Here is a 12,828-nt window from a genome sequence, read left to right as displayed (position 1 = left end):
CCTCGGAGCAGCCCGTGCGGGCCCGCTCGGCGGCGCCGCAGGTCGAGGAGGAGGACGACGAGGACTGGGACGAGCCCGAGGCGTCGTACACCTGGCTGCACTACATCGTGCTGGTCGTCGTCGCGTTCGTGCTCGGTCTGCTGGTGTGGAAGCTGCTCCTCGCCGGCTCGGACGACAAGAGCTTCAGCACCGACTCCGCCGCGCCCGCGGTGGTCCACTCCCTTACGACCTCCCCGCCTGGAGCCGCCGCATGACCGCCACCCCCCGCGCCGTCGAGCTGGCGGTCGTCGCCGCCCGGGCCGCCTCGGACCGCAAGGCGCAGGAGATCATCGCGCTCGACGTGAGCGAGCAGCTCGTCCTCACGGACGTGTTCCTCATCGCGTCGGGCACCAACGAGCGCCAGGTCTCGGCGATCGTGGACGCCGTCGAGGAGGCGATGATCACGGCCGGCGCCAAGCCGATCCGGCGCGAGGGCAAGGCCCAGGCGCGCTGGGTGCTGCTCGACTTTGGGGACGTCGTCGTGCACGTGCAGCACGCCGAGGACCGGGTCTACTACGCGCTGGAGCGCCTCTGGAAGGACTGCCCGGCCATCGACCTGCCCGAGGACGCGCGCGGCGGCGACGGCGCAGCCGCGGCGGCCGAGTACGGCGACGCCGCGGGTGACGGGGCCATCCGTCTCGCGGGCGACGAGCGGTGACGGCCGGGACCGTCGTCCTGCTGCGCCACGCCCGCACGGCGTACAACGCGTCCCTGCGGCTGCAGGGGCAGATCGACATCCCGCTCGACGACGTCGGCCGCTGGCAGGCGGGGGAGGGCGGCTCCGCCCTCGCGTCGTCCCACCGCGCGACGCGCATCGTCTCCTCCGACCTGGGTCGCGCCCTCGAGACCGCGACCGCGTACGCGGACGCGCTCGGCGGCGCCCCCGTGCAGACCGACGTGCGGTTGCGCGAGCGTGGCTTCGGCGAGTGGGAGGGCATGACGGGCGAGGAGCTCTCCGCGCGCTGGCCCGAGGAGTACGCCGCCTGGCGCCGCGGCGCCGAGCCGGCGGGAGCGGGAGCGGAGTCCAAGGCGGAGGTCGCCGCGCGGATGGCCGAGGCCGTCGCCGAGCACGCGGAGCAGCTGGACGACGACGCGACCCTGGTCCTCGTCTCCCACGGCGCCGCGATCTCGTTGGGGGTGACGGCGCTGCTCGGCCTCGACCCGACCTCGTGGCGCGGGCTGGCCGGGATGCACAACGTGCACTGGTCGCACCTGCATCGGGCGGGGGCCGGCGCTGTCCCGGCGTGGCGGCTCGTGGCGCACAACGTGGGGGCCGGGTACCCGCTGGACCACTGGCAGGCCGGTCCGGACTGGAATTTGGAACCTGGCCCGAAGTCTGCCTAAGATATCGACGTTCCGAGGGGCGCAAGCCCGGAGGAACACACCGAATCAGACGAAACATGGGTCGCTCGCGGCCATGGATCGCCGGTTCTCGGGGCTGTGGCGCAGCTGGTAGCGCACCTGCATGGCATGCAGGGGGTCAGGGGTTCGAGTCCCCTCAGCTCCACCCCGACGAAAAGGCCCGGAACCACATGGTTCCGGGCCTTCTCGCGTACCCGGGTCCCACGGGGCGGGACGGCCTTGCGTCGACGACGCCGTCGCCTAGGGTCGGTCCTGCGGCCGCATCGAGGGCCGCCGCAGGTGACGTCACACCTGACGCACAACTGAAGACACCCATGACAGGGGAGCGCCGTCGAAGGGGCGCTGAGAGTGCGGGCACGAGCCGCAGACCCTTGGAACCTGCTCCGGTTAGCACCGGCGAAGGGAGTTACCTGGAATGTCCGCGCCCATCATGCGTCCGACCGTCCTCGGGACGGCTCGCGCGAGCCTGCGGTACCGCACCGTCGACCTGGTCACGATGGCGATGCTCGGCGTCGCCGTCGGCGTCGTCTTCTGGGGCTGGACGCAGCTCTACCACCTGCTCTCCGCGGGGCTCGTCGTCGCGTTCCCGCCGGCCACCGGCCTGCTCGGCGGCGGCTGGCTGCTCGGCGGCGTGCTCGGCGGGCTGATCGTCCGCAAGCCTGGCGCCGCGCTGCTCACCGAGGTCGTGGCCGCGAGCGTCGAGGCCCTGCTCGGCGCCGGCTGGGGCTTCTCGGCGATCGTCTCGGGCGTCGTGCAGGGGCTCGGCGTCGAGCTCGTCCTGGCGCTGTTCCTGTACCGCCGGTTCGGCACCGCGGTGGCGGCGCTGTCGGGTGCCGCCGCGGGCGCGTGCGGCGCCGTCTACGAGTGGTTCGCCTACTACCCCGACTGGCAGTGGGGGTTCCGCCTCGCCTACCTCGGCTTCTTCGCGCTGTCCGGCGCGCTCCTCGCGGGGCTCGGCGGCGCGGCGCTGGTGCGCGCCCTCGCCCGCACCGGGGTGCTGGACGCGTTCGCGCCCGGCCGGGACCTGGCCGACGGCGCCGCCGGGGCGGCCCGTGTCGCCCGTGGCTGACGGCGGCGCGCGCGCCCGGCTGGCGGGGCTCACCTGGCGCCCGACGGGGCGGGCGACGCCGGTGCTCGACGGGCTCGATCTCGCCGTCGGCGCCGGGGAACGCATCGGGCTCGTCGGTCCCAGCGGGGCCGGCAAGTCGACCGTGCTGCACGCCCTGGCGGGCGTGCTCGGCGACCCGCTGCCGGGCGACCTGTCCGGCACGGCCCACGTGGACGGCGTCGTCGGCCTCGTGCTCCAGGACCCCGGGGCCGCCGTCGTCGCCGAGCGGATCGGCCGCGACGTCGCGTTCGGGCCCGAGAACGCCGGCCTGCCGCGGGAGGAGATCTGGCGCCGCGCCCGTGGGGCGCTGGACCACGTGGGGCTGCGGTACCCGCTCGACCGGCCGACCTCCGCGCTGTCCGGCGGGGAGCTGCAGCGGCTCGCGCTCGCAGGCGCGCTGGCGTGCGGCCCGGACCTGCTGCTCCTCGACGAGCCGACCGCCATGCTCGACCCGGACGCCGCGGCCGAGGTGCGGTCCGCGGTGCTCGACGCGCTCGCCGGGACGGAGACTTCGCTGGTGGTCGTCGACCACCACGTGGGGCCGTGGCTGGAGCACCTCGACCGGGTGGTGGTGCTCGGCCCGGGCGGCGTCGTCACGCACGACGTCGCGCCGGGCGCCCTGCGCGCACCTGGGGTCGAGCCCGGGGGCGAGCCCGGGGTCGATCAGGGCGCCCCGCTCCGGGCCGCGCTCACCGCCGCCGGCATCTGGCTCCCGGACGCCCCGGCGCCCGACCCGCTGCCCGTGCCCGCGGCGCTGGTCGCGCCGGACGACGCCGGTCCGGAGGTGACCGTCGACGCACTCGGCGTCGACCTCACGACCCGGGGCCTGCGGGGCCGCACCACCACGCGCGCGCTGGACGGCGTCGACGCCCGCCTGCCCGCGGGCCGGTTCACCGCGGTCACCGGCCCGTCCGGGGCGGGGAAGTCCACGCTCGTGGCAGCCCTCGCCGGGCACCTGCGGCCCGCGCGGGGGCGCGTGGCCGGGTCGCCCGGGCGCGGCACCCGGTCGCGCGAGCTCGCCCGCCGCTGCGGGTGGGTGCCGCAGCATCCCGAGCACGGGCTGCTCGCGCTGCGCGTTCGCGACGAGGTGGCGCTCACCGGCAGGCGGCTCGATGTGCCCGTGGACGTCGACGCCGTGCTCGCGCTGCTGCGCCTGGACCATCTCGCCGACGCGCACCCGTTCCGCCTCTCCGGCGGCGAGCAGCGGCGGCTGGCGCTCGCGGCGGCTCTCGCGCACCGGCCACCCCTGGCGCTGCTCGACGAGCCCACCGTGGGCCAGGACCGGCACACGTGGGCCGCCGTGGCCGGGTGGGTCGTCGCGGCCGCCGGGCACGGCGCCACCGTGGCGGCGAGCACCCACGACCGCCACCTCGTCGGGCTCGCCGACCATCGCGTCGCGCTGCCGCCGGGCGGGCCGGACGAGGACGGGCACGGCATGGGCCGCCCGCACCGGGTGGCCGCGGCATGACGGGCGGTGGCGGCACGACCGGCGCGCTCGGCGTGCTGGGGCGGGCGAACCCGCTCGTGCTCGTGACGCTCGGGCTGCTGGGCCTGGTCGCGTCGTTCGGGGTGCGGGACCTCGCGTCGGCGGCCGCCGCGCTGGGCGCCGTCGTCGCCTGCGGGGCGGTCGGCCTGCCGCGGCGCTCCGGGCCGGCGGCGCGCTACCTCGCGGTGGTCGTGGCGGTCGCGTCGGTCACGTGGTCGACGTGGCTGCTGGGCGGCCGCGACCTCGAGGTCGCGGCCGTCGCGGGGATGCGGATCGCGGTCCTCGCGCTGCCGGGCGTCGCGCTCGCGCCCCTGATCGACCCGAGCGGGCTGGCCGACCAGCTGGGCCAGCGCCTGCGGCTGCCCGCGCGGTTCGTCGTCGGGGTCGCGGCCGCGCTCCAGCGGTTCGAGCGCCTCGGCACCGTGTGGGAGCAGGCGTCGCGGGCCCGCCGGTCCCGCGGCGTCGGGCCGGGGCACGGGCCCCTCGACCGCGGGCGGCACGCCGCCTCCGTGACGTTCGCCGTCCTCGCGGCCACACTGCGCGACGCGACGACCATGGCGGTGGCGATGGACGCCCGTGGCTTCGCGGGCGCGGGCTCGCGGACCTGGGCGGAGCCGGCGCCGTGGGCCCGGCACGACACCGCGGTGCTGGCCGTCGGCGTCCTGGTCGCGGCGCTGCCGTTCGCCGTCCTCGCGGCGGGGTAGACGCCCCACCCCTGACAGGTGAGGGATCGCCCGCGGCGCGCACACTGGGCTCAGGAGGTGCGCGCATGGCCGGACCGGAGGCACGCCCGCAGCACGACTTCGACGCCCTGTACGCGGGGGACGTCCCGCCGCCGTGGGAGATCGGCCGCCCGCAGCCCGCGCTGCTCTCCCTGGTGCGGCGGTCGGTGCTCGCGGACCCGGTGCTCGACGCCGGGTGCGGCACCGGCGTGCTGGCGCTCGCCGTCGCGCGGTCCGGGCACCGGGTCGTGGGGGTCGACGGCGCGGCCCACGCGATCTCGCGCGCCCGGGAGCGGGCCGCGGAGGCGATCCTCGAGCCGCCGGGCGAGGTGCGCTTCGAGGTGGCCGACGCCCGCCACCTCGACCGCCTCGACGTGCGCCCGCGCACGGTCCTGGACTCCGGGCTGCTGCACTCCCTCGACGCCGACGGCCGCGCCGCCTACGTGGCCGGGCTGGCCGTGATCTGCCCGCCCGACGCGCTCGTCGCCGTGCTCGCGATGTCGGTGCGGGCCGGGCTCGGCTGGGGCACCACCGCGGGCGACCTGCGCGCCGCGTTCCCGGCGGCGGACTGGACGTCCACCGAGGTCACGGACGCGGAGATCGTCGCGCGGCCGACCGACGACGAGCAGCACCTGCCGGCGCTGCTCCTCACGACGCGGCGCGCGTGAGCCCCTGCGCCCCGACCGCGGCGAGCAGCGCGCGGGCCCTGGCCGGCCCCACCGTGCGGCCGGGCCGCGCGGCGATCGCCTCCAGCCCGGGGAACGTCGCCGCGTCGGCCGGGACCAGGCCCCGGCGGGCCGCCTCCGCGAGGTAGGGCAGCGCCGCACCGGCGACGTCGAGCACGCGGGGGAGCCAGCGGGGCAGCGGGCCGTCGGTGGCGCCCGCCGCGGCGACCGCCTCGGTGAGCACCGGCCACAGGGCGGGCAGCGTGGCGGGGCGGCGCTCCACCACGCGGACCATGCGCGCGGGGCTCGCCGCGGGCTGCGTCACCAGGGCGCGCGCGGCGAGGCGGACGCCCGCCCAGCCGATGCCGCCGCTCTCGATCAGCTCGCGCACGACGTGCTCCCCGGCGATCCCCGCGTCGCCCTCGTGGCACAGCATGGACAGGGCGACGGCGTGCAGGGCCGCGCTGCGCGGCGGGACTCCGCCGGCCGGCGGCCGCAGCGGCCCGCCCGTGCCCTCGGTGCGGTTGCGGTGCTCGTGCGCGCGCAGCACGCCGGCCTCCGCGTCCCAGGCCAGCCATGCCTCGGTGCCGCGCGTGGGGTAGCCGGACGTGTCGGGCTCCTCGCCCTCGGCGCGCGCGACGGCGGCGCACTGGCCCTCGCGCTCCAGGTCGTACGCCCACACCTTGACGACCCGGTAGACGCGGCCGGGGTGGGCGGGGAGCCGCAGGTCGAGGGCGAGCAGCCTCGTGGGGGCGTCCGGGTCCTGCCAGGTCGCGGTGACGCCGACCCCGTCGTCGACGGCGGGCAGCGTCGCGACGCCCGCGGGCCACACGGCGTCGAAGTCGTCGGGGACGCCCACGGGTGCCGGTGCCGCCGGGGCGGGGGCCACCGGCTCCCCCGCGACCGGCGGGAGCGCCGCCACGGTCTCCCGCGCGGCGACCACGGCCCGCGAGGAGCCCGGCCGTGCGGCCAGCCGCCGCAACCCTGGCACGGCGAGGACCGCGGGGTCGGCGACCCCGGTCGCGACGGCGGCGGCCGCGTCCGGCGCGAGGGCGAGCATCGCCTCGGCCAGCTCCGCGGTGCCGGCCAGCAGGCGGGTCCGGGCCTGGGAGGCGGCGAGGAGGTCGTCGAGCACCGGCCAGACCACCGACGCGAGCCCGTCGTCCGCGAGGCGGACCGCCGCGGCGGCGAACGCCGCGAGGGCGCGCGGCGTGGTCTGCAGGTCGAGCAGGGCCGCGTCGGCGACGCCGGGCCGGAGCAGGCCGCGGTCCCACGCCTCGAGCGCCGCGGCGGAGCCGTCCTCGGCCGCCCGCTCGTGGAAGCCCCGCTGGGCGCCGAGCACGGCGACCGCGCCCGCGGGCCCGAACGGCGTCGCGCGGCGCGCGGCCTGCCGCAGGGTGACGCCGAGGGCCGGGTCCTCGCTGTGCACGAGGCCCTCCGCGGCGGCGTCTCCCCACCCCGGGAACACCGCGTACGCGTCGTGGCCCGCGTAGCCGCGGGTGTCGATGCGGCGGGGGAAACCGTGCAGCGAGCGCGGCAGGACGACCGGGGCGGCGCGCCAGCAGTCCCAGCGCTCGTCGCGGACGAGCGCCGGCTCGGCGACCGGGTCGGCCACGTACGCGACGACGACCGGGCCCGCCAGGAGCCGCAGGTCCCGGCCGCGCTGCCCCGCGACGGGCACCTCGAGCGCCCCCAGCCGGTCGAGCACCTCGGGCGTCGCGCGGGCGAGGTCCAGCCGGGTGAGCGCCAGGAACAGGTCGGCCTCGACGGCGGGCGAGCCGGACGACGCGTACTCCTCGAGCCGGTCGGCCAGGTCGGCGGGGTCGACGCTCAGGTCCACGCGGGTGGGTGCCGACAGCAGGTTCGGCACCTCGCCCAGCCGCTCGACGACGCCGTGGTCGCGGGCGTGCAGCACACCGTAGACCGCGCCGCTCGCGTCGAACCCGTGCTCCGGCTGCTCGCCGCGGACCCAGGCGTGCACCGGTCCCAGCCCCGGCTGCCACGACGGCCCCACGCCGCGCAGCGCGGTGCGCGCCTCCTCGGGGTCGCGGCGCGCGACCTGGACGGCGAGGTGGAGGAAGGTCTCGAGGGCGAGGTCGGCGGCGCCCTCCGGCTGCAGGGTGAGCGCGGCGGCCGCGGCGGTGAGCTCCGCGCCGGTCGCCTCCGGCGGCGCGAACCGCGGCGGCGTCCAGACCGGCGGGGTGGGCCGCCAACGCCCGGCGGTCGCGGCAGCCGTCGCGGCAGGTCCGGCGGGCCGCGCGGGCTTCGCCGGGGCGACGCCCCACGCCTCCAGGACGGCGCGCGCGGCCCGCGCCACCGCGGGGTCCCGGCCGGCGGCGAGCTCCGCGACCCGGTCCCCGACGAGCTCGACGACCTCGGGCCCCGCGCCGCTGTCGGACGACGCCCGCCGGGACGCGGCCGCGAGCACGGCGCGCTGCGCCTTCTTGGTGGCGACCGCCAGCGACACCAGCAGGACGTCGGCGAGCGTCGCGGGGTCGGCGCCCTCGACGAGGGCGGGAGCGAACGCCTCGACCAGCGGCGCCTCGCCGGTGGCCAGCACGCCGACCAGCAGGTCCGCGCGTGCCAGGATCTCGGCGGGCGTCGCGGCGAGGCCCGGGGTGCGCGCGGTCGGGGGCGCGGTGAGGACGACGGCCCACGCCTTGCGGTCGCCGGGCCGGGTCGCGGCGTCCAGGGCCCGGAAGGCGAGGTCGACGGCCTCGTCCCGGTCGAGCCAGCCGGCGCCGACGGCCGCCGCGTAGGTCCGCCCGAACGGGCCCGTCGCCGGCAGCCCGACGGTGACCGCGGCCCGGGCGTGCTCCGCGTACCGCGGGGGCACCAGTCCGGCCGGGAGCGGCTCCCCGGTGAACAGCCAGTCCACCGCGTCGCCCGTGAGCTCGGCCGCGGCGAAGGCCGCCCAGTCCTTGAGGTACTCGACGTCGTCCGGCACGTCCAGGCCGAGCCGGTGCACCAGCAGGGTCGCCACGTCGCCGAGCGAGGACATCGAGTGCTCCCACAGCCGGCTCGTCGACGCGTACCCGCGGGCCACGACCTGGGCAGCGAACTCCGGTCCGCGGGAGGCCACCACCCTCGCGACGAGGTCGGCCGGGAGCCGGGACGTGCGGGCGAGGAGCTGGACCGTCCGGGCGGCGTCGACGCCCAGCCGCAGCGCGAACAGGGTGAGGAGGTCGAGGTCGGCGGTGGTGAACGCCGTCCAGCCCCAGGAGCGTTCGTCCAGGGTGCCGAGCCGTTGCCACGGGCCGCGGCGCAGCCCGGCGAGCGCCTCGCGCTGCTGCGCGGGGGAGCCCAGCGGCAGCGTCGGAGCATCCTGGGGGTCGGCGCCGTCCCACCCGAGCTCCCGGAAGATCTCGACCGCGCGGGCGAGGGCGGGGGTGGCCAGGTCGGTGTCCACGCGCGGCACGGAGCTCACGGGTGCGGGGTCCTCTCGTCGTCGGACCGGCCCTGCGCCGGCGGCGCGGCCGCGCCCAGGCGGGCCGCGAGCACATGCTGGCACGGGCCCCTGTCACCGCCGTGCCGCAGGTACCAGGTGCACGTGCAGGTGTCCGGGCCGTGACCGCCGGGCGCGAGGCGGACGCGGTGGTCGCCGCCGCTGCCTCGGACGAGGAAGCCGTCGCCGTCGGGCCGCGCTCCACCGCTCGCCGCGAGGGCGCGGGCGGCCCGCAGGCGCGGGTTGTCGCGCTCGGGGCGGCCCGGGTCGTCGGGCAGCTCGCGGTGGAACCAGGCGGCGTCGTGGGCGTCCCACCCCACCCGCCCCTGGGCCGCGAGCACGGCGAGCGCGGCGCGCACGCGGGCGTCGTCGAGGGCCGCGTCGCGGGCCAGGCGCGCGACGTCGACGACGGGCTCGAACGCGAGGAGGGCGGCGACCAGGTCGGCGTCGCCGGAGGCCTCGGGCGCGGCGAGCCCGTCGAGCAGCGAGCCCTCCCCGGAGTGCCCGCGCCACGGCTCGGCGGTCAGGCCGACGCTGACCCGCGCCCCGGGCAGCGCGACCTCCACCAGCGCCGGGCCCGCGCCGCCGTCGGCCGGGCCGTAGACGGTCACGCCGCGCACGTGCACCAGCAGCCGCTTCAGCGCGGCGAGGCGGTGCAGGCCGCTCACGTGCACCGACCCTGCCGAGCGGCGCGGCGCGAGCCGGGCGCCCGAGGGTGCGGCCGTGAGCCAGCCCGAGCGCGCGGTCGAGGTCGCCGCCGGGAGCGAGGCCACGAACGACCGCGCCGCGGCGCCGTCGAGCCGCAGCACGGGGGCCAGGCCGTGGTGCAGCTCGGCCGCGTTGCCGAGGGCCCGCACCCAGCGCGGCGGCATCTCGACGGGGCGCTCCACCACCTGCACGCCGGGCGTGGCCACGCGCAGGCCGCCGACCCCGACGTCGAGGTGGAGCAGGTCCGCCCGGCCCACGCCGGTCAGGGCGCGCCGGGTGTCGGGCCCGAGGTCCACGTTGGTGGTGCCGGAGCCGATCTCGCCGCCGTCGAGCCCGTCGCCGAGGAGGTCCAGGCGGGCGTAGACGCCGTTGCACGCGGAGAAGACCTCGGCGCGCAGCCGGTCGCCCTGCGCGGTGAGGACCGGGTCGCGCTGCGTGGACGGCGCGGGCTGGACGTACCGGGTCGCGGTCACGTCCGCGAGCGTCACGAGGGACCGGGCGAGCACCTGCGGGTGGGTCGCGAAGCCGTGGAAGAACGACGGGGACGCCTCCGGGCCGCCGGGCGCCAGGCCGGGGGCGAGGGCCAGGGCGAGGCCGCCGTCGTCGAGGGTGGACGCGCCGACGAACGCCCGGGTGCCTGTCATGGCCCCGAGGGTGCCACGAGCCGGTGACGCGACCCGCGACCGACGGCCCGCCGGACGGCCCGCCGCCGCCGGGCGCGCGTGCGATAGGAAGGGTGCGTGCCGTCCCCGCCCCTCTTCCCGTTCCGCAGCGTCGTCCTCGGGGCCTTCCTCCCCACCCTGGTGCTGGAGATCGGGATCGGCGCGCTGCTGCCGGTCGTCGCCGTCACGGCCACGGGCCGCGGCGCGACCCTCACCGTCGCGGGGCTGGTGGCGGCCCTGCTGCCGCTCGGCAAGATCGCGTTCGACCTGCCCGCGGGCGCGCTCGCGCAGCGCCTCGGGGACCGGACGGCGATGCTGCTCGCGGGCGGTGTCGCGGTGCTCGCGTTCACCGCCATCGCCCTGACCACCGCGCTGTGGGGCCTCGCCCTGGGCGTGCTCGCCCTCGGCGCGGCGAACGCCGTGTTCAACCTCGCGCGACAGGCCTACCTCACCGAGATCACCCCGCCGCTGCGGCGCGCGCGCGTGCTGTCGACGCTGGCGGGCGTGCACCGGATCGGGCTGTTCCTGGGGCCGTTCGCGGGCGCCGCGGTGATCGCCGCGACGTCGCTGCAGGGCGCGTTCTGGCTCGGCACCGGTGCGGCGCTGGTGGCGGTGGCCGTGCTCGCGCTGGTGCCGCCGGAGCCCCGGGCCGGCGCCCCGCTGCCGCGCGCGGGCGGCGGGCCGCGGGTCTCCGTCGCGGCCGTGGCCCGCGACCACCGGCAGCTGTTCGCGACGCTCGGCGTCGCCATCCTCCTGGTGAGCGCGGTGCGCGGCGCGCGGCAGACCGTCATCCCGCTGTGGGGCGAGCACCTGGGCCTGGACGCCGAGGTGACCTCGCTGGTCTTCGGCGTCTCGGGTGCCCTCGACATGCTGCTGTTCTACCCGGCGGGCAAGGTGATGGACCGGTTCGGGCGGCTGTGGGTGGCGGTGCCGTCCATGCTCACGATGGCGGCGGGCCTGGCCCTGCTGCCGTTCGCGCACACCGTCGCGGCGGTCACCGTGGTCGCGGCCGTGCTGGGCGTCGGCAACGGGATGGGGTCGGGCATCGTGATGACGCTCGGGGCCGACGTCGCGCCCGCGGCCGTGCGGCCCACGTTCCTGTCGGTGTGGCGGCTCTTCCAGGACACGGGCGACGCGCTGGGCCCGCTGCTCCTGTCGGCGGGGGCCGCGCTCGGCTCGCTCGCGGCGGGGGTGTGGGCCACCGCGGCGCTCGGTGGGGCGTCGGCCGCCGCCCTCGCACGCTGGGTGCCGCGCTACTCGCCGCTGGCGAACCTCGTACGCCGCCGCGGGGCCGACTGACCCGCGCCGCCTGTTGCGCCCCGCGCCGCGAGCAACTAGGTGTGGGAGATGGAGGTCTTCGAGAAGTGGGAATCCGAGATCCGCGGCTACAGCCGGACGTACCCCACGGTGTTCGCCTCGGCGTCGAACGCGCGCCAGGTGGACGAGGCCGGGCGTAGCTACGTCGACTTCTTCGCCGGGGCGGGCGTGCTCAACTTCGGGCACAACAACCCGCGGATGAAGCGGGCCATGATCGCGTTCCTCGAGGCCGACGGGGTGGCGCACAGCCTCGACATGGCCACGACCACCAAACGTGACTTCATCGAGGCGTTCGTGGGCACGGTGCTCGAGCCGCGCGGGATGTCGATGCGCCTGCAGTTCATGGGCCCCACCGGCAGCAACGCGGTGGAGGCCGCCCTCAAGCTCGCGCGGAAGGTGACCGGGCGGCGGGAGGTCGTCGCGTTCACGCACGGGTTCCACGGGATGACGCTGGGGTCGCTGGCGCTGACCGGCAACGAGTTCTTCCGGGCGGCGGCGGGGGTGCCGCTGGAGAACGTCGTGCGGCTCCCGTTCGAGACCGCCCCGGGCGGCGGGCTGCAGTCCCTGGAGGCCTACCGGGCCCAGCTCGCCGACGTCTCCAGCGGCCTCGCCGCACCGGCCGCGTTCGTCGTCGAGACGGTGCAGGCCGAGGGCGGGGTCAACGTGGCGAGCGCCGAGTGGCTCCGGGCCGTGCAGGAGCTCGCCCGCGACGTGGGAGCGCTGCTCGTCATCGACGAGATCCAGGTGGGCTGCGGCCGCACCGGCAGCTACTTCAGCTTCGACGGGATGGGCCTGGACCCGGACATCATCTGCCTGGCCAAGGGCATCGGCGGCTACGGGACGCCGCTGGCGATGAACCTCGTGCAGCCCGAGCACGACGCGCGCTGGCTGCCGGGGGAGCACACCGGCACCTTCCGCGGGCAGGGGCTGTCGTTCGTCGCGGGTCGCGAGGCACTCACCTACTTCGAGGACGACGCCCTCATGACCGAGGTCCGCGCCAAGGGCGAGCGGATGGCAGGCGTGCTGCTGTCCCTCGCGCAGGACGCGCCCGGCCCCGAGGGGCGCGGGTTCGCCGTCCGCGGGCGCGGCATGATCCAGGGCCTCGACCTGGGCGACGGCGCCCTGGCGAAGGCGGTGGTCGCGGAGTGCTTCGACCGCGGCCTGCTGATCGGCGCCTGCGGGAGCGGCGGCCGCGTGCTCAAGCTCATCCCGCCGCTCACCATCCCCGACGACGACCTGAGCGAGGGGCTCGACGTCCTCGCGGGGGCGGTGCGCGACACGCTCTAGCGCCCTCGAGCAATCCCGCCGGGGACG

11 protein-coding genes, 1 tRNA gene and 1 riboswitch are annotated in these 12,828 nt (G+C 77.8%); of the genes, 10 read left to right on the top strand and 2 right to left on the bottom strand.

All coding sequences use genetic code 11. The annotated features are described in order from the left end of the window. The 8 genes from ACWF41_RS18255 to ACWF41_RS18220 all read left to right on the top strand — a co-directional run. Positions 1–254: hypothetical protein (locus tag ACWF41_RS18255; protein ID WP_452182999.1), on the top strand; the 254-nt coding region annotated here is incomplete at its 5' end. Next, positions 251–697, top strand: coding sequence for a ribosome silencing factor (gene rsfS, locus ACWF41_RS18250; protein ID WP_380314877.1), 447 nt, complete (start codon positions 251–253; stop codon positions 695–697). The genes ACWF41_RS18255 and rsfS, both read left to right, overlap by 4 nt. Continuing rightward, the gene (locus ACWF41_RS18245) at positions 694–1,383 is read left to right on the top strand and encodes a histidine phosphatase family protein (RefSeq protein ID WP_380314874.1); all 690 of its coding nucleotides are present in this window, start codon (positions 694–696) and stop codon (positions 1,381–1,383) included. The genes rsfS and ACWF41_RS18245 overlap by 4 nt, the downstream gene beginning before the upstream one ends. Positions 1,384–1,473: 90 nt before the next feature. Next, positions 1,474–1,546, top strand: a tRNA-Ala gene (locus ACWF41_RS18240). 164 nt (positions 1,547–1,710) lie between these two features. After that, positions 1,711–1,823, top strand: a riboswitch (TPP riboswitch). Beyond that, on the top strand, positions 1,817–2,470 hold the full coding sequence (locus ACWF41_RS18235) for an ECF transporter S component (protein ID WP_380314872.1): 654 nt from the start codon (positions 1,817–1,819) through the stop codon (positions 2,468–2,470). Its footprint overlaps the riboswitch before it by 7 nt. Next, complete coding sequence (locus ACWF41_RS18230) at positions 2,463–3,977, top strand: ABC transporter ATP-binding protein (RefSeq protein ID WP_380314869.1); 1,515 nt, start codon at positions 2,463–2,465, stop codon at positions 3,975–3,977. Before ACWF41_RS18235 ends, ACWF41_RS18230 begins: the two co-directional genes overlap by 8 nt. Then, positions 3,974–4,699, top strand: a complete 726-nt coding sequence (locus ACWF41_RS18225) for an energy-coupling factor transporter transmembrane component T family protein (protein ID WP_380314866.1) — start codon at positions 3,974–3,976, stop codon at positions 4,697–4,699. The genes ACWF41_RS18230 and ACWF41_RS18225 overlap by 4 nt, the downstream gene beginning before the upstream one ends. A gap of 65 nt (positions 4,700–4,764) precedes the next feature. Next, on the top strand, positions 4,765–5,385 hold the full coding sequence (locus ACWF41_RS18220; RefSeq protein ID WP_380314863.1) for a class I SAM-dependent methyltransferase: 621 nt from the start codon (positions 4,765–4,767) through the stop codon (positions 5,383–5,385). Here ACWF41_RS18220 and ACWF41_RS18215 read toward each other — a convergent pair. Further along, positions 5,366–8,809, bottom strand: coding sequence for a hypothetical protein (locus ACWF41_RS18215; protein WP_380314860.1), 3,444 nt, complete (start codon positions 8,807–8,809; stop codon positions 5,366–5,368). The two genes, ACWF41_RS18220 and ACWF41_RS18215, sit on opposite strands and share 20 nt — an antisense overlap. Further along, positions 8,806–10,179: an SWIM zinc finger family protein gene (locus tag ACWF41_RS18210; protein ID WP_380314857.1), complete on the bottom strand. Its 1,374-nt coding sequence runs from the start codon at positions 10,177–10,179 to the stop codon at positions 8,806–8,808. Before ACWF41_RS18210 ends, ACWF41_RS18215 begins: the two co-directional genes overlap by 4 nt. Before the next feature lie 96 nt (positions 10,180–10,275). On the opposite strand from ACWF41_RS18210, the gene ACWF41_RS18205 reads away from it, so the two are divergent. Together ACWF41_RS18205 and ACWF41_RS18200 are read left to right on the top strand one after the other, a co-directional pair. Further along, positions 10,276–11,496 (top strand): MFS transporter, encoded by a 1,221-nt coding sequence (locus tag ACWF41_RS18205; RefSeq protein WP_380314854.1) that lies wholly within the window; start codon positions 10,276–10,278, stop codon positions 11,494–11,496. 48 nt (positions 11,497–11,544) lie between these two features. After that, the gene (locus ACWF41_RS18200) at positions 11,545–12,801 is read left to right on the top strand and encodes an aspartate aminotransferase family protein (protein WP_380314851.1); all 1,257 of its coding nucleotides are present in this window, start codon (positions 11,545–11,547) and stop codon (positions 12,799–12,801) included. The last annotated feature ends 27 nt before the right edge of the window (positions 12,802–12,828 follow it).

Source organism: Isoptericola sp. NPDC055063 (genome assembly GCF_053608125.1).
The sequence above is the reverse complement of the archived record's forward strand: the minus strand, read 5'-3'. Positions and strand labels throughout refer to the sequence as shown.

Bases quoted from the DNA above. Each gene is read 5' to 3' on its own strand.
- ACWF41_RS18210 (WP_380314857.1), bottom strand. From the start codon at position 10,179: ATGACAGGCACCCGGGCGTTCGTCGGCGCGTCCACCCTCGACGACGGC.
- ACWF41_RS18200 (WP_380314851.1), top strand. From the start codon at position 11,545: ATGGAGGTCTTCGAGAAGTGGGAATCCGAGATCCGCGGCTACAGCCGG.
- ACWF41_RS18225 (WP_380314866.1), top strand. From the start codon at position 3,974: ATGACGGGCGGTGGCGGCACGACCGGCGCGCTCGGCGTGCTGGGGCGG.
- ACWF41_RS18235 (WP_380314872.1), top strand. From the start codon at position 1,817: ATGTCCGCGCCCATCATGCGTCCGACCGTCCTCGGGACGGCTCGCGCG.
- rsfS (WP_380314877.1), top strand. From the start codon at position 251: ATGACCGCCACCCCCCGCGCCGTCGAGCTGGCGGTCGTCGCCGCCCGG.
- ACWF41_RS18220 (WP_380314863.1), top strand. From the start codon at position 4,765: ATGGCCGGACCGGAGGCACGCCCGCAGCACGACTTCGACGCCCTGTAC.